This is a genomic window from Pseudomonas multiresinivorans (assembly GCF_012971725.1).
Taxonomy (GTDB): Bacteria; Pseudomonadota; Gammaproteobacteria; order Pseudomonadales; family Pseudomonadaceae; genus Pseudomonas; species Pseudomonas multiresinivorans.
Genome location: NZ_CP048833.1, coordinates 3,275,902 through 3,291,881 on the forward strand (window position 1 = coordinate 3,275,902; position 15,980 = coordinate 3,291,881).

Sequence of the window (15,980 nt, forward strand, 5' to 3'; positions counted from 1 at the left end):
ATCAGCGGCCCTTGAAGCTGGGGGTGCGTTTTTCCATGAAGGCGGACACGCCCTCGCGGTAGTCCTCGCTGCGGCCGGCCAGGCGCTGCAGGTCGCGCTCCAGCTCCAGCTGCTCGTCGAAGCTGTTGTTCAGGCTGGCGTTGAGGCTGCGCTTGATCAGCGCCAGGCCGTAGGTCGGCTGGGTGGCCAGATGACGGGCGAGCTTGAGGGCTTCCTCGCGCAGGTTGGCGTCGTCCACCACCTGGTAGATCAGGCCCCATTGCTCGGCCTGCTCGGCGGTCAGGCGATTGCCCAGCAGTGCGAGTGCCTTGGCGCGGGCCATGCCGACCAGGCGCGGCAGCGTCCAGGTACCGCCGGAATCGGGGATCAGGCCGATCTTGCAGAAGGCCTGGATGAAGCTGGCCGAACGCGCCGCCAGCACCAGGTCGCAGGCCAACGGGATGTTCGCGCCAGCGCCGGCGGCCACGCCGTTCACCGCGCAGATCACCGGCAGCGGCAAGTCGCGCAGGGTGCGGATCAGCGGGTTGTAGAACTGCTCGATGGACTGCCCGAGGTCAGGCGCTTCCGCGCCGGGTGCGACGTTGCGGTCGGACAGGTCCTGGCCGGCGCAGAAGCCGCGGCCTTCGCCGGTCAGCAGCAGGACGCGGGCTTCCGGGTTCTGCCGAACCTGCTTGAGCGCCTCGCGGACTTCGCCGTGCATGGCGGCGTTGAAGCTGTTCAGCTGCTCCGGGCGATTCAGGCAGAGGAGGGCGACGCCGTCCTCGATGGAAAACAGGATGTGCTCGAAGTTCATGGGCGGGCTCGCTCCATCAATAGGCAGGCTTTTGCCGGATAAAAAGGGGTGCGCTCAGCGGCCTTCGTACGCCGGCTTGCGCTTTTCCTGGAAGGCGCGGATGCCTTCCTCGCGGTCGGCGGTTCCGGCCAGCAGGGTGAAGGCGTGGCGCTCGAAGCGCAGGCCGGTCGCAAGATCGGTGTCCTGCGCCTTGAGCAGCGCTTCCTTGGCCAGGCGCACGGCAAGCGGCGCCTTGGCAGCGATGAGCTTGGCGATCTGCAGGGCGCGTTCGACGGTGAATTCGGGTTGGGTGACTTCGCTGACCAGGCCGGAGCGCTGGGCGTGGCGCGCGTCGATGGCTTCACCGGTGAGCACCATCTGCATGGCCAGCGGCTTGCCCACGGCGCGCAGCAGGCGCTGGGTGCCGCCGGCGCCGGGCATGATGCCGAGGTTGATTTCCGGCTGGCCGAAGCGGGCGTCTTCCCCGGCGATCAGAATGTCGGCGTGCATGGCCAGCTCGCAGCCGCCGCCCAGGGCGAAGCCGTTGACGGCAGCAATCAGCGGCTTGGAGAAGGCGGCGATGCGCTGCCAGTGGCCGACGCGGGGGTCGTTGAGGATGCCGACCAGGTCGCGCTCGGCCATCTCCTTGATGTCGGCACCGGCGGCGAAGGCCTTGCGACTGCCGGTGAGCACCACGGCGCGGGTTTCGCTGTCCTGCTCGGCTGCGTCGAGTTCGGCGGCCAGTTCACCGAGCAGTTCGGTGTTCAGGGCATTCAGCGCTTCGGGGCGCTGCAGGGTGATCAGGCGAACGCCCGCTTCAGGCATCTGAACGGCAAGGGTGCGAGGCATGACATCGTCCTCAGGCTGCACGCACGGCTTCGTGGCCGGCTGGTATTGGAATTATGGGAGGCAGGCGTTGCCCGTCTCCGGCCTTTCCGCAGTATAGGCCTAAAGCGATACAGAAAAACAACTACGAAAGTTGTATCGCGTGTCTAAAATGTTTCTACCGTTGCCAATGGGATCATGACGATACCTGGCTCATGGAAGCGCTTTTGTGGCGTATTTACTGGTTTTATAAGGGTTTTTGAGTGCTATTCGACCCTTCTCAAAAGCGATACGGCAGATTTAGATTGGTCGGTTTTGATTTGATGTGATACAAGATTTTCAAAAGAACAAATCGCTTTGCGCAGAGATGCCGCAAAGCTGGAGAACCCGATGCCTTGCTACAGCCTCGAGGGCGTGCGCCCCGTCGTACACCCGACCGCCTATGTCCATCCCACCGCCGTGCTGATCGGCGACGTTATCGTCGGCCCTGGCTGTTACGTCGGCCCTCTGGCGGCACTGCGCGGTGACTTCGGGCGGATCGTCCTCGAAGAGGGTGCGAACCTTCAGGACACTTGCGTCATGCACGGGTTCCCGGACAGCGACACCGTCGTCGAGCGCAACGGCCACATTGGCCATGGCGCCGTCCTACACGGCTGCCGGATCGGCGAGGACGCCCTGGTGGGCATGAATGCCGTGGTGATGGATTACGCGCAGATCGGTGCTCGCTCCATCGTTTCAGCCGCCGCCTTCGTCAAGGCCAAGTTCGAGTGCGCTCCGCAAAGCCTGGTGATGGGCGCGCCGGCCAGCGTCAAGCGCAGCCTCAGCGACGAAGAGATTGCCTGGAAGCGCCGTGGCACCGAGGAATACCAGGCGCTGGCCAGGCGCTGCATCGAAAGCCTGGTGGAGTGCCAGCCGCTGGCAGAGATAGAAGAAGAGCGTCCGCGCCTGGGCGATTCCGGTTTCCGGCCCAAGACAGGGAAGGACGCATGAGTACTGGGGTTCGCTCCAATGGCCAGGCGGTGCGGCGGGCAGGTATAGTCGCCGCTCCTTCGCCTGCGCAACGTGCCATGACCGCTCTAGCACCGCTGAACCAGCTGATCAATCGCTTCCAGGAACAGACGCCGATCCGCGCCAGTTCGCTGATCATCACCCTTTACGGCGATGCCATCGAACCCCACGGCGGCACCGTCTGGCTGGGTAGCCTGATCAATCTGCTGGAACCGTTCGGCATCAACGAGCGGCTGATCCGTACCTCGATCTTCCGCCTGACCAAGGAAGACTGGCTGACCGCCGAGAAGGTTGGCCGCCGCAGTTACTACAGCCTGACCGGCACCGGCCGGCGGCGGTTCGAAAAGGCTTTCAAGCGCGTCTACAGCTCCAGCCTGCCGGCCTGGGACGGTTCCTGGACCCTGGTGATGCTCTCGCAGATCGCTGCCGACAAACGCAAGCAGGTCCGCGAGGAACTGGAGTGGCAGGGCTTCGGCGCGATCTCGCCGACGGTCATGGCCTGCCCGCGCGCCGACCGCAGCGATGTCATGGCCACCCTGCAGGACCTCGAAGTCGCCGACGATTGCATCGTCTTCGAAACCCGCGCCCAGGACGTGCTGGCCTCCCGCGCCATGCGCATGCAGGTGCGCGAGAGCTGGAAGATCGACGAACTCGGCGAGCACTACAGCGAATTCATCCAGCTGTTCCGCCCGCTCTGGCAGGCACTGCGCGAGCAGGACCAACTGCGCCCGGAAGACTGCTTCCTGGCGCGCACCCTTTTGATCCACGAATACCGCCGGCTGCTGCTGCGCGACCCACAACTGCCCGACGAACTGCTGCCGGGCGATTGGGAAGGCCGCGCCGCGCGACAGCTGTGCCGCAACATCTACCGACTGATCCACGCCAAGGCCGAGGACTGGCTGAACCGCAACCTGGAGACCGCTGACGGCCCGCTGCCGGACGTCGGGGAAAGCTTCTACAAGCGTTTCGGCGGATTGAACTGACAGGAGTTGGCGTGAAAAATGCCTCCCGCTCTGCAACGCTGTGGTTGCAGAACGGGGACACCGGCGCGAATCCTTCCTGAGAAGGCACGCGGCGGACGATGACGACAGGCCCATGAGGCCGTCGCTGAATAACAACAAACAATGCGTGTGAGGCTTTGCAGGTCATGAATTCTTCATCGACATTGAGGGATGACGCTTTCGAGGCGTGGCTGGGACAGGTCAACCGGGCGTGCGGTCGTTTCGATGCGCGTACCCTCGGCCCCCAGTTCCATGGACGGTTGCGCGAGTACCAGGGCGGTGCGATCAAGCTTTCCGTGGTCGACATGGCCCAGGTGCACCTGTACCGGACCAGCAAGGAGGTCGGCTCCAGCGCGGGCGGCCACTACTATGCGGTGTTCCAGCTCGAAGGGCGCTCGCGCCTGGAGCAGGGCGACAACCGCGTGGAGCTGTCGCGTGGCGACATCAGCCTGATCGATGCCAGCCGGCCCAGTGATATGACCTACCTGGAGGAATCCCGGCAGCTCTCGCTGATCCTGCCGCGCCAGGTGATCGAGCGCGGCCTGCGCATGTCGGAAGTGACCTGCGCCTCGAAGATCCCCGCCAGCTCGCCCATTGCCGTGCTCGCCAATCGACTGATCGTCGAGACCAGCCAGCAGGAAAGCCTCGGCATGCTGGAAAGCGAAGCGACCCTGGACGCCCTGGTGACTCTGCTGCGCCCGGCGCTGGCCAGCCACGACGCCGAGCAGGACAACCACGAGCGCATGTTCCGCAAGGCCACCGCCTTCATCGACCAGCACATCGGCGCCGAAGAGCTCTGCCCCGAGCTGATCGCCCGTGAAGTGGGCATCTCGGTGCGCGGCCTGTACCGGATGTTCGCCAAGAAGGGCCTGGTGGTGGCGCAGTACATCAAGAACCGCCGCCTGGACTTCTGCGCCGAAACCCTGCGCAACGCCCAGTTCGAGCAGAAGCTGTCGGCGCTGGGCTATGCCTGGGGCTTCTCCGATTCGAGCTACTTTTCCACGGCGTTCAAGGGGCGCTTTGGTGTGTCGCCGGGCGAGTATCGCAAGCGTTACGCCAATTGATTCAGCCGGTCGACGGCGATACCTGGCGGCTGGGTGCCGTGGATGATGGGTATCGCTGCGCTCCACGCCATCCTACGTTGAAGCCCATCTGCACCATTCCCCTCGACTGACACCGTTGTGGGATGGGTGGAGCGCAGCGATACCCATGCCGTGGGTTAGCACCGTGCCCATGCGGGTTCGCGAGCAAGGACCAGGCGTCCCCCTCGGTCCTACGAAGAGCGTGACGGTGCTACCTCTGTAGGAGCGAGCTTGCTCGCGAACGCTTTCGCACAATGATCCTCGTCACCTGAGCGCCATCCTGGCACTCCCGCCAACACGACTGGCACAGAGGAAAAGACCCTCCCGAGCGCCGCTGGCAACAATCACCTTCGATGACGCGCGCCATCCGGCCGCAAGCTGTACTCGAAGGTGATTTCCCGATGTCCCGCAACAAGCTCCGATTCGGCGCCCTCGGCCTGCTGCTGGCCGGCGCGCTGGTGCAACCGGTCCTGGCGTTCGCCGGGGACTGCCCGGCAAACGATGCGCAGAAAGGCGAAACCGTCTTCGCCCGCGACTGCTCGATCTGCCACACCGCCAAGGCCGATGGCCCCGGAATGATGGGCCCGAACCTGCATGGCGTGGTCGGCCGCATGGCTGGCTCGCTCGCCGGCTTCAGCTACTCCCAGGCCATGAAAGGCAAGGGCGCGGCCTGGTCGCGCGACAACCTCGACACTTTCGTCAGCCAGCCCCAGGCCGCCGTGCCGGGAACCTACATGCCCTTCGCAGGCCTGGCCGACGCGGCCGAGCGGCGGGCGCTCACCTGCTGGCTGAGCCAGCAGCACTGATATTCCAGGAGAGACCATGAACGTCACACAGACTCTGCCCAAGGTCACGGCCTTCCTGCAGCGCAAGCATGGCTGCTTCATCGACGGCGCCTGGGTGGTGCCCGAGGGCGCGCGTACCGACGTACTCAACCCGGCCACCGGCCAGGCGATTTCCAGCGTCGCCGACATCGATACCGACCTGCTTGATCGCGCGGTGAAGTCCGCTCACGCCTCCTACAAGTCCCGTGTCTGGTCCGACCTGCGCCCGGCCGACCGCGAGCGCATCCTGCTGCGCTTCGCTGACCTGGTGGAAGCCAACGGCGAAGAACTGGCCCAGCTGGAAACCCTCAGCCAGGGCAAGTCGATCAACATTGCACGCATGCTGGACGTGGGCGCCACTGTCGAGTTCATGCGCTACATGGCCGGCTGGGCGACCAAGATCGAAGGCCAGTCGCTGAACGTCTCCATCCCGCTGCCACCGGGCGCCAAGTTCACCGCCTACACCCGCCGCGAGCCGGTAGGCGTGGTCGCCGGCATCGTGCCGTGGAACTTCCCGCTGATGATTGCCGTGTGGAAGCTGATCCCGGCGCTGGCCACTGGCAACAGCGTGGTGATCAAGCCTGCCTCGGAAACTCCGCTGACCGCCCTGCGCCTGGCTGAACTAGCCTTCGAAGCCGGCGTGCCGGCTGGCGTGTTCAACCTGGTGACCGGTGATGGTCCGCGCATTGGCGGTGGGCTGGCCAGCCACAAGCTGGTGAACAAGGTCTCCTTCACCGGCTCCACCGCCGTGGGTCGCAGCGTCGGCCTGGCCGCCGTGCAGAACATGACCCGCTTCGCCCTGGAACTGGGCGGCAAGAACCCGATGATCGTCCTCGCCGACGCCAATATCGACAACGCCGTGCAGGGCGCGCTGCTGGGCGGCCTGCTGAACAACGGCCAGGTCTGCGCTGCGGCTTCGCGCTTCTACGTACATCGCTCGCGCTACGACGAGTTCGTCGAGAAGCTGGCCGCTGCCGTCGCTGGTATGAGTCTGGGCGAGGGCATGGACCCGTCCGCGCAGATCAACCCGCTGGTATCGGCCAAGCAGCAGCGCAGCGTGCTGGACCACATCGCCCGCGCCGGCGAGCAGGGTGCGCGCATCGTCTGTGGCGGTGAGCAGATCGCTGGCAATGGTTTCTACGTGCAGCCCACCGTGCTGGCGGACGTGACCATGCAGATGGCCGTGGCCCGTGACGAAGTCTTCGGTCCCGTGCTGGCAGTGCTGCCGTTCGACGATGAAGACCAGGCTATCGAAATGGCCAACGACAGCGAATACGGCCTGGGCGCGAGCCTGTGGACCAACGACCTGAGCAAGGCGATGAACCTGGTTCCGCGCATCGAGTCCGGCACCGTGTGGGTCAACGCCCATGTGCTGCTCGACCCGAGCATGCCCTTCGGCGGCGTCAAGCAGTCGGGCATGGGCCGCGAGTTCGGCCGCGCCGTGGTCGAGGCCTATACCGAGATCAAGTCGGTGTGCATCGCGCACTGATTGATAGTGAGAGCAACACCCTCGTTTAGCAGCGGGCCTTCGGGCCCGTTTTTTTGCGCAGAATTTGGATGGGGAACACCTGTAGGAGCGAGCTTGCTCGCGAACTGCCCAGACGCGGTGCCACCGGCGGTTCGCGAGCAAGGACTAGGTGTGTAAACCCAGTAGGTTGTTCAGTGGAATGCGGCTGATGGGTGGGCAGTAATGCAGACTGGAGTGAGGCCTGTGCCAGTTGTATTGGTGTAGCCAGAGGGCCAGATGCTGGGCGCGCTGCTCAGAGCTCTCGTAGCTACGGGCGTAGGCCCACTCCCGCAAGCTGGTTTGAATGAAGCGCTCAGCTTTGCCATTGGTACGTGGGGTGTAGGGTCTGGTGCGGATATGTCGTAAGCCCAGACGCCGGCATAGGCGGCGGAATAGACCTGATCGGTAGCAGGCACCGTTGTCAGTCATGACCCGAGTAAATCGAATCTTCAGCGAGCGGTAGTAGCGCAAAGCCTGGAGCAGAGCGCGACAGGCACTTCCACCTCGTTCATCAGCATGCAGGCTGGAGAAGGCGATGCGCGAGGCATCGTCGATGGCGACATGGACAAACTCCCAGCCCGCTCCGTCAGAGCCCATCAGTCGGGTTCCCGTAACTCGATGTCCCGGTCTCCAAAAGCGTGCGAGCTTCTTGATATCCAGATGCAGCAGATCACCTGGTTGAGCGTACTGATAACGCCTGATCGGCGGAGCGGGCTCCAACTCGGGGAGCCGATTGAGTCCGAGTCGTTTGAGGTGGCGAGCGATGGTACTGACTGCCAGCCCTAACTCGTTGGCAATTTGCCGGTAGGTTTGACGGGCGCTGCGCCGCTCAATCAGCCTTTCGAGCCGGGACTCGGGTGTGGCATGGGGGCAGGCGTGAGGGCGCGAAGTGCGATCCATCATGCCGGCCTCTCCCTCTTCGCGGTAACGCCGAAGCCATTTGTAGGCCGTACGTACGCTGACACCGGCCGCCTGCGCTGCCTCTTCAGCACGTAACCCCTGAAGCATGCGCTGGACTAAAAGGGCTCGACCGCGCGGTGTAAGACGGGCATGTTTATGCAGGTTCATTCGGGGCTCCTGGAAGGATTGGTTGGTCGCACTTCCAGTTTTCCGGGTAAGCCCCGGATGAACAACCTACCGAGAAATCACAACTAGGCGTCCCCCTCGGTCCTACGAAAAGCCTCGTGCGGTGGCGAGTCGTAGGATGGGTGGAGCGCAGCGATACCCATGCTGTGTGCGCACCAAATCGATGGGTATCGCTGCGCTCCACGCCATCCTACGCAGAGCGGAATGAGGTGTAGGGCGAATAACCTGGAACAGGTTATCCGCCGGCTACTCGGCGGATAACGCTGGCGCGTTATGCGCCCTACGGTCCGCGGTAATCGCCTTAGTGCGCTGGCAGAATTCGCCCACGGCACTCGCCGAAGCCGATGGAGGCATGCCCCTCGCGGCGGCACCGCGCCCGCAGGATGATCTCGTCGCCGTCTTCCAGGAAGCGCCGCTCCTCGCCATTACCCAGCACCAGTGCCTGCTTGCCGCCGCCGGTAAGCTCCAGCAGGCTGCCGAAGCTGTCCGGGGTTTCGCCGGACAGGGTGCCGGAGCCGAACAGGTCGCCCGCTTGCAGGCGGCAGCCGTTGACACTGTGGTGCGCGACCATCTGGGCGACCGTCCAGTACATGTTCAATGTGTTGCTCAGGGCAATGCGCTCGGGAGCCTGATGCTCGCGGCGCATGCGCGCGGTGTGCAGCAGGACTTCCAGTTCGATGTCCAGCGCGCCGCGCTGCTGGTCGCCTTCGTCGTACAGGTACGGCAGCGGCTGCGGGTCGCCTTCCGGGCGGGCCGGCTGGGCGACACGGAACGGCTCCAGCGCCTCGGCGGTGACCACCCAGGGCGACACGGTGGTGGCGAAGCTCTTCGACAGGAACGGCCCCAGAGGCTGGTATTCCCAGGCTTGAACGTCTCGCGCGGACCAGTCGTTGAGCAGGCAGAACCCGGCGATATGGCCGGAAGCGGCATTGATCGGAATGGCCTTGCCCTGGTCGTTGCCCTGGCCGATCCAGATGCCCAGCTCCAGTTCCAGGTCCATCCGCGCGCAGGGCCCGAACACCGGCACATCCACGCCGGCGGGCAGGGTCTGGCCGTTGGGCCGACGCACCTCGGTGCCGGAGGGCACGACGGTGGACGCGCGGCCGTGGTAACCGATGGGCACGTATTTGTAGTTGGGCAGCAGCGGGTTGTCCGGGCGGAACAGCTTGCCGACGTTCTTCGCATGATGGATGCCGACATAGAAGTCGGTGTAGTCGCCGACCTTGGCCGGCAGGTGCATGCGGCACGCAGCCTGGGGCTTGAGCAGCGCGGCGCCCAGGTGCTCCATGCGCTTCTGTTCGCCGCTGCCTTCGCTGAGCAGGTGGATCAGCGCCTCGCGCAGGGTGCGGCGGGCGGTGCCGCCGAGGGCGAAGAAGGCGTTCAGGCTGTCGCCGCTGGCCACCAGCGCGGCCTGGTGCGCGGCGCCGTGGAAGAGCCCGGTTTCGCAGGCGGTCTTCAGGTCGAAGATGTAGTCGCCAATGGCCACGCCGCCACGGGGCGAGTCACCCGGCGGGCTGAACACGCCAAGCGGCAGGTTCTGCAGGGGGAAATCCGGATGGCCGTTGGCCGATTCGATCCAGCTTTGTGTGCTGTGGGCGGCACTCATGTTACTGCTCCTGGGAAGGGTCGAAGGTCTTCTGCATGCCGCTCCAGCAGCTGTCGTAGTCACGCTGCAGCTGCGGGCAGTCGAGGGCGAAGCGGCTGGGGCGCAGCACGCGGCCGGTCTCGAACATGAAGGCCATGGTCTGGTCGATCTTGTGGGGTTTGAGGTCGGCGGCGATGGCCTGCCGCGTGGTGGCGTTGTCCGGGCCGTGGGCGCTCATGCAGTTGTGCAGCGAGGCGCCGCCGGGGACGAAGCCGTCGGCCTTGGCGTCGTATACGCCCTGGATCAGGCCCATGAATTCGTTCATCAGGTTGCGGTGGAACCACGGAGGGCGGAAGGTGCTCTCGGCCACCATCCAGCGCGGCGGGAAGATCACGAAGTCCATGTTGGCCATGCCCTGGGTGTCGCTGGGCGAAGTGAGCACGGTGAAGATGGACGGGTCCGGGTGGTCGTAGCTCACCGTGCCGATGGTGTTGAAGCGGCGCAGGTCGTATTTGTAGGGCACGTTGTTGCCGTGCCAGGCGACTACGTCCAGCGGCGAGTGGTCGAGCTGGGTGGCCCAGAGTTCGCCGAGGAATTTCTGCACCAGTTGCACTGGGCCTTCCACGTCTTCGTAATGCGCCACCGGGGCGAGGAAGTCGCGGGCATTGGCCAGGCCGTTGCTGCCGATGGGGCCGAGGTCGGGCAGGCGCAGGGCGGCGCCGTGGTTCTCGGCGATATAGCCGGCGGCCTCGGTGTCGAGCAGTTCGACGCGCAAGCGCATGCCACGCGGGATCACGGCGATTTCCAGCGGCTCGACCTCCAGCACGCCCAGCTCGGTGACCAGGCGAAGGCGGCCGGCCTGGGGCACGATCAGCAGCTCGCCATCGGCGTTGAAGAACACCCGGCGCATGGAAATGTTGGCGCGGTAGGCGTACAGGCTGACGCCGCTGCAGGCGTCCGCCTCGGCGTTGGCGGCCATGCATAGCAGGCCGTCGACGAAGTCGGTAGGCTCCTGCGGCATTCCAAAGCTGTTCCAGCGCAGGCGATTGGGCGTAACCGGGCCAAGCTCGGTGCCGGTGATCTGCCGCTCCAGGCGCTCGAAGCGCGGGTGTGCGGCGGACGGGCGGATGCGATACAGCCAGGTGCGCCGGGCTTCGCTGCGCGGGACGGTGAAGGCGGTGCCGGAGAACTGCTCGGCGTAGAGGCCGAACGGCACCTGCTGCGGCGAGTTCCTGCCTACGGGCAGGGCGCCCGGCAGGGCCTCGCTGGCGAATTCGTTGCCGAACCCGGATTGGTAGGCAGGAGAGGCGGTCATGGTGGTTTTACTCTTGTTATCGTAATTGAATTACGATTAACGTAATTTTGTGTCGACGGCCCGTCAAGTCCGTCTGGGAGTTCCTTTAAGTTGAAGACCATGAACGAGGCAGAAGACTCCGTCCCGACGAAGGGCGCAAAAGTGCAGTCCGCCGAGGTCGGCACGCAGATCCTCAAGGCCCTGGCGGACCTCGCGCCGAGCACCTCGCTCAAGCGCCTGGGCGAGTACCTGGACATGCCGGCGGCCAAGGTTCACCGCTACCTGCAGGCGCTGATCGCCAGCGGCTTCGCCGAGCAGGACCCGGTGACCAACCATTACGGCCTGGGGCGCGAGGCGCTCTATGTCGGCCTGGCGGCGATCCGTCGGCTGGACGTGGTGAAGGTGGCCAGTCCTGCGCTGGCGGAGTTGCGTGACACCCTCGGGCAGACCTGCTTCCTGGCCATCTGGGGCAGCCACGGGCCGACAGTGGTGCAGGTGGAGCCGGCGCAGGGGATGGTCACGCTGGTCACGCAAGTGGGCTCGGTGCTGCCGCTGCACGGCTCGTCCACCGGGCTGGTGTTCGCGGCGTTCAAGGCGGGGTTGGAAGAGGGTGCGGACCAGGCTGTGCTCGGCAGTATCCGTAGCGAAGGCCTGCATGCGATCCACGGCCTGTTGATGCCGGGGGTGAATGCGCTGTCGGTGCCGCTGTTCAAGACCGGCCGGGAGCTGGCTGGGGTGATTACCGTGGTCGGGTCGCAGGCGAGCTTTGCCGCCGAAGCTCATGGCGAGGCGGCGCGGACCTTGCTGGCGATGGCGCGGCAGGTGAGTTTGCGGATGGGGGGAGATATCTGGGATTACGACGCTCCGGGGGGCCCTCTCCCTAACCCTCTCCCTGAAGGGAGAGGGGACTGAATGGAGCGCTTTGAGAGAACCGCGCTCGCCGGCTGACTTGAGGCAACACTTCGTGCGGAACGGCTCCCTCTCCCTTCAGGGAGAGGGCTGGGGAGAGGGTGGTGGGCCAACCCCTGACTGTCCGAAGAAACGATTTTTTAGGAGCGCGCACCAAAGTTCGTTGCTGCAGAACCGTGTCACTCCCGCTCCATCCCCGCCCAGTCCGTCCCCTTCACCAGCACATCGCTCAGCGCCTGCGCGGCGCTGGAGAGCTTGTGCTCCGCCAGGCAGAACAGGCCGACGCGGCGCTCGATGCAGGGTTCTTCGAGCGCCACGCAGCGCGCACCCAGTTCCTCCATCTGCTGCCGGCACAGGCGCGGCACCGCACTGACGCCCAGCCCTTCGGCGACCATGCGGCCCACCGTCACCAACTGATGGCTTTCGAACGCCACCGGTAGCCGCCCGTGCCGTGACGCCAACTGGTCCTCCAGCAGCAAACGTACGGCGGATGGGCGCTGCAGGGTGATGAAGTGGTCTTCCAGCAACTGCTCCCAGGTGATTTTCGATGCGCCCGCGAAGGGCGAAGCGGCCGGCAGCACGGCGACGAAACGGTCGGTGTAGAAGGGCGTGAAAGTCAGCCCGTCCAGGCTGTCCGGCTCCAGGGCGATGCCCAGTTCCACACGGCGATTGCGCACCATTTCCAGTACCTGTTCGTTGATCACGTCGTGCACCGCCACGTTCACCTTCGGGTGGCGATCGCGGAAGGTGCGCAGTACGGCAGGCAGCAGGTTGCCGGCGAAGGAGGGCATGGCTGCGATGGATACCTTGCCCAGTTGCAAGGTGAAGTGCTGGTGCATCAGTTCTTCTGCGTTATCCCAGTCCGCCAGCAGGCGCCGGGCCACCGGCAGCAGCGTTTCGCCCTCCGGCGTCAGCGCCACATTGCGCGTGGTGCGCACCAGCAATTGCCCGCCAAGGGATTCCTCCAGGCTCTTGATCGCCAGGCTCAGCGCCGGTTGCGACAGGTGCAGGCGCTCGCAGGCCTGGGCGAAACTCAGGCTCTGGGCGACGGCGAGGAAGGCGCGCAGTTGCTTCACGGTCATTGATAAAAATACCAAATCAATCGATTGGAAAAACAAACTTAACAAATCAGTCTGTGCCGGTGAAGCTGCATTCGCTCTCTGACCGATGGGTCGGACACTCCAAATAAGAAAGAGGCAGCAACATGGCAGGACTCGACAAGCGTGTAGGCAGTTACGAGGAAGCCCTCGCCGGGCTCACCGACGACATGACGGTACTGGCGGGCGGCTTCGGCATCTGCGGTATCCCGGAAAACCTCATCGCGCACATCCGCAAGCTGGGCGTGAAGGGCCTGACCGTGGTCTCCAACAACTGCGGCATCGACGGCTTCGGTCTCGGCGTGCTGCTGGAGGACCGGCAGATCCGCAAGATGATCGCTTCCTACGTCGGCGAGAACGCCCTGTTCGAGCAGCAGTTGTTGTCGGGTGAACTGGAGGTCGAACTGACTCCACAGGGCACCCTGGCAGAAAAACTCCGCGCTGGCGGCGCCGGCATCCCGGCCTTCTTCACCGCCACCGGCTACGGCACTCCGGTCGCCGATGGCAAGGAAGTGCGTGAGTTCGACGGCCGCCATTACGTGATGGAGCGCGCCATCACCGGCGACTTCGCCATCGTCAAGGGCTGGAAGGCCGACCACTACGGCAACGTCATCTACCGCCACACCGCGCAGAACTTCAATCCCATCGTCGCCACCGCGGGCCGCATCACCGTCGTCGAAGTGGAAGAGATCGTCGAACCGGGCGAACTGGACCCCACCCAGATCCACACCCCCGGCATCTACGTCGACCGCATCATTCAGGGCTCCTTCGAAAAGCGCATCGAAAAGCGCACGACTCGCTAAGGATCGGCTGCGCGTCGGCCTGGCGGCGTTGGATTTGAAACGAGGCCTGCTCATTTAGGGCATCTAAACTCCGCGTCCTCGTTTCAAATCCGCCTAGCCAGTCGCTAGCTCGCTCGATCTTCAACCGCATTGAACAAGAGAAGAGATTCAGCCATGGCACTTACCCGCGAACAAATGGCTCAGCGCGTGGCGCGCGAGCTGCAGGACGGTTTCTACGTGAACCTGGGCATCGGCATCCCGACCCTGGTCGCCAACTACGTGCCCGAGGGCATGGAAGTGATGTTGCAATCGGAGAACGGCCTGCTCGGCATGGGCGCGTTTCCCACGGAAGACAGCGTTGACGCCGACATGATCAACGCCGGCAAGCAGACCGTGACCGCCGTGAAGGGCGCGTCGATCTTCGACTCCGCGCAATCCTTCGCGATGATCCGTGGCGGCCACGTCGACCTCACCGTGCTCGGTGCCTTCGAGGTGGACGTGCAGGGCAACATCGCCTCCTGGATGATTCCCGGCAAGCTGGTGAAAGGCATGGGCGGCGCCATGGACCTGGTGGCCGGTGCCGACAACATCATCGTCACCATGACCCACGCTTCGAAGGACGGCGAATCCAAGCTGCTTGACAAGTGCTCGCTGCCGCTGACGGGTGCCGGCTGCATCCGCAAGGTACTCACTGATCTGGCCTACCTGGAGATCGAGGACGGCGCCTTCATCCTGCGCGAGACCGCGCCGGGCGTCAGCATCGCCGAGATCGCCGAGAAGACCGCCGGCCGCCTGATCGTGCCGGACGATGTGAAGGAAATGACCTTCTGATCTGCTTTTCGTAGGAGCGAGCTTGCTCGCGAACCAGCCCGCACCCCAATGCAAGAGCGTTCGCGAGCAAGCTGGCTTCTACCAGCACATTCCGCTTTGGAGTGACACCCATGCAAGACGTAGTAATCGTTGCCGCCACCCGCACCGCCATCGGCGCCTTCCAGGGCAGCCTGGCGAACATTCCCGCCCACGAACTGGGCAGCCTCGTAATCCGCTCGCTGCTTGAACGCAGCGGGGTGAAGCCGGACCAGATCGACGAAGTCATCCTCGGCCAGGTGCTCACCGCCGGCGCCGGGCAGAACCCCGCGCGCCAGGCGTCCATCGGCGCGGGTCTGCCGGTTGAAGTACCCGCGATGACAATCAACAAGCTCTGCGGCTCGGGCCTGAAATCGCTGTTCCTCGGCGTCCAGGCGATCCGTTGCGGCGACGCCGACGCCATCATCGCAGGCGGCCAGGAAAGCATGAGCCTCGCGCCCTATGTGCTGCCCAAGGCTCGTACCGGCCTGCGCATGGGCCACGCCGAGCTACAGGACACCCTGCTGCGCGACGGCCTGATCGACGCCTTCAACGACTACCACATGGGCATCACCGCCGAGAACCTGGCGGAGAAGTTCGGCATCAGCCGTGAAGCCCAGGATGCCTTTGCCGCGCAGTCCCAGCTCAAGGCCGCCTCGGCCATCGAGGCCGGGCGCTTCAAGGACGAGATCACCCCGGTGCTGATTCCCCAGCGCAAGGGTGACCCGCTGTCCTTCGCCACCGACGAGCAGCCGCGCGCCGGCACCACTGCCGAATCCCTGGCCAAGCTCAAGCCGGCTTTCAAGAAGGACGGCACCGTCACCGCCGGCAACGCCTCCACTCTCAACGATGGCGCCGCCGCCGTGCTGCTGATGAGCGCCGAGCGCGCACGCAGTCTGAACCTGCCGGTTCTGGCGCGCATCAAAGCCTATGCCAGCAGCGGCGTAGACCCGTCGATCATGGGTATCGCTCCGGTGACCGCGACCCGTCGCTGCCTGGAGAAGGCCGGCTGGAGCCTGGACGAGGTCGAGCTGATCGAGGCCAACGAGGCCTTTGCGGCGCAGGCGCTGTCGGTCGGCAAGGAACTGGGCTGGAACGCCGAGAAGGTCAACGTCAACGGTGGCGCCGTCGCCCTTGGCCACCCGATCGGTGCTTCGGGCGCCCGCGTGCTGGTGACGCTGCTCCACGAAATGCTCCGCCGCGATGCGAAGAAGGGCCTGGCCACCCTGTGCATCGGTGGCGGCCAGGGTGTCGCCATGGCTCTTGTCAGAGACTGAGGACCACGCGACCAACGATTGATTGGCGAGCGCCGGTCGGCATGCACCCATGCCGGACCGGCAGGCGGATGGGAGGTGGGCACAC

General features: G+C 64.9%; 15 protein-coding genes. 9 read left to right on the top strand and 6 right to left on the bottom strand.

Going from position 1 to position 15,980, the window contains the following annotated elements; genetic code table 11:
* Window position 1 precedes the first annotated feature (1 nt).
* Both paaG and paaF read right to left on the bottom strand, forming a co-directional pair.
* Complete coding sequence (gene paaG / locus G4G71_RS14945; RefSeq protein ID WP_169938748.1) at window positions 2-793, bottom strand: 2-(1,2-epoxy-1,2-dihydrophenyl)acetyl-CoA isomerase PaaG; 792 nt, start codon at window positions 791-793, stop codon at window positions 2-4.
* A 54-nt stretch (window positions 794-847) separates the two neighbouring features.
* Window positions 848-1,621 (bottom strand): 2,3-dehydroadipyl-CoA hydratase PaaF, encoded by a 774-nt coding sequence (paaF, locus tag G4G71_RS14950; protein WP_169938750.1) that lies wholly within the window; start codon window positions 1,619-1,621, stop codon window positions 848-850.
* A gap of 366 nt (window positions 1,622-1,987) precedes the next feature.
* On the opposite strand from paaF, the gene paaY reads away from it, so the two are divergent.
* From paaY to G4G71_RS14975, 5 genes are all read left to right on the top strand, one after another.
* A complete protein-coding gene (gene paaY, locus G4G71_RS14955) occupies window positions 1,988-2,587 on the top strand; it encodes a phenylacetic acid degradation protein PaaY (protein ID WP_169938752.1) in 600 nt (199 codons plus the stop codon).
* A gap of 77 nt (window positions 2,588-2,664) precedes the next feature.
* Complete coding sequence (paaX, locus tag G4G71_RS14960) at window positions 2,665-3,588, top strand: phenylacetic acid degradation operon negative regulatory protein PaaX (protein ID WP_054907013.1); 924 nt, start codon at window positions 2,665-2,667, stop codon at window positions 3,586-3,588.
* 164 nt (window positions 3,589-3,752) lie between these two features.
* Window positions 3,753-4,670, top strand: a complete 918-nt coding sequence (gene feaR, locus G4G71_RS14965; RefSeq protein ID WP_054907012.1) for a transcriptional regulator FeaR — start codon at window positions 3,753-3,755, stop codon at window positions 4,668-4,670.
* 419 nt (window positions 4,671-5,089) lie between these two features.
* Complete coding sequence (locus tag G4G71_RS14970; RefSeq protein ID WP_169938754.1) at window positions 5,090-5,494, top strand: c-type cytochrome; 405 nt, start codon at window positions 5,090-5,092, stop codon at window positions 5,492-5,494.
* A gap of 16 nt (window positions 5,495-5,510) precedes the next feature.
* A complete protein-coding gene (locus tag G4G71_RS14975; RefSeq protein ID WP_169938756.1) occupies window positions 5,511-7,001 on the top strand; it encodes an aldehyde dehydrogenase family protein in 1,491 nt (496 codons plus the stop codon).
* A 144-nt stretch (window positions 7,002-7,145) separates the two neighbouring features.
* Here G4G71_RS14975 and G4G71_RS14980 read toward each other — a convergent pair whose 3' ends face one another.
* From G4G71_RS14980 to hmgA, 3 genes are all read right to left on the bottom strand, one after another.
* A complete protein-coding gene (locus G4G71_RS14980; RefSeq protein ID WP_169934965.1) occupies window positions 7,146-8,087 on the bottom strand; it encodes an IS481 family transposase in 942 nt (313 codons plus the stop codon).
* A 319-nt stretch (window positions 8,088-8,406) separates the two neighbouring features.
* The gene (gene fahA / locus G4G71_RS14985; RefSeq protein ID WP_169938758.1) at window positions 8,407-9,711 is read right to left on the bottom strand and encodes a fumarylacetoacetase; all 1,305 of its coding nucleotides are present in this window, start codon (window positions 9,709-9,711) and stop codon (window positions 8,407-8,409) included.
* A gap of 1 nt (window position 9,712) precedes the next feature.
* Window positions 9,713-11,005: a homogentisate 1,2-dioxygenase gene (gene hmgA, locus G4G71_RS14990; RefSeq protein WP_169938760.1), complete on the bottom strand. Its 1,293-nt coding sequence runs from the start codon at window positions 11,003-11,005 to the stop codon at window positions 9,713-9,715.
* Between the two features lie 99 nt (window positions 11,006-11,104).
* On the opposite strand from hmgA, the gene G4G71_RS14995 reads away from it, so the two are divergent.
* A complete protein-coding gene (locus G4G71_RS14995) occupies window positions 11,105-11,896 on the top strand; it encodes an IclR family transcriptional regulator (RefSeq protein ID WP_169938762.1) in 792 nt (263 codons plus the stop codon).
* A gap of 176 nt (window positions 11,897-12,072) precedes the next feature.
* On the opposite strand, the gene G4G71_RS15000 is transcribed toward G4G71_RS14995, so the two are convergent.
* Window positions 12,073-12,975: a LysR family transcriptional regulator gene (locus G4G71_RS15000; protein ID WP_169938764.1), complete on the bottom strand. Its 903-nt coding sequence runs from the start codon at window positions 12,973-12,975 to the stop codon at window positions 12,073-12,075.
* 122 nt (window positions 12,976-13,097) lie between these two features.
* Here G4G71_RS15000 and G4G71_RS15005 point away from each other — a divergent pair, with 122 nt between their 5' ends.
* From G4G71_RS15005 to G4G71_RS15015, 3 genes are all read left to right on the top strand, one after another.
* On the top strand, window positions 13,098-13,793 hold the full coding sequence (locus tag G4G71_RS15005) for a CoA transferase subunit A (RefSeq protein ID WP_169938766.1): 696 nt from the start codon (window positions 13,098-13,100) through the stop codon (window positions 13,791-13,793).
* A 153-nt stretch (window positions 13,794-13,946) separates the two neighbouring features.
* On the top strand, window positions 13,947-14,603 hold the full coding sequence (locus G4G71_RS15010; protein ID WP_169938768.1) for a CoA transferase subunit B: 657 nt from the start codon (window positions 13,947-13,949) through the stop codon (window positions 14,601-14,603).
* 110 nt (window positions 14,604-14,713) lie between these two features.
* Window positions 14,714-15,895 (top strand): acetyl-CoA C-acetyltransferase, encoded by a 1,182-nt coding sequence (locus G4G71_RS15015; RefSeq protein WP_169938770.1) that lies wholly within the window; start codon window positions 14,714-14,716, stop codon window positions 15,893-15,895.
* The last annotated feature ends 85 nt before the right edge of the window (window positions 15,896-15,980 follow it).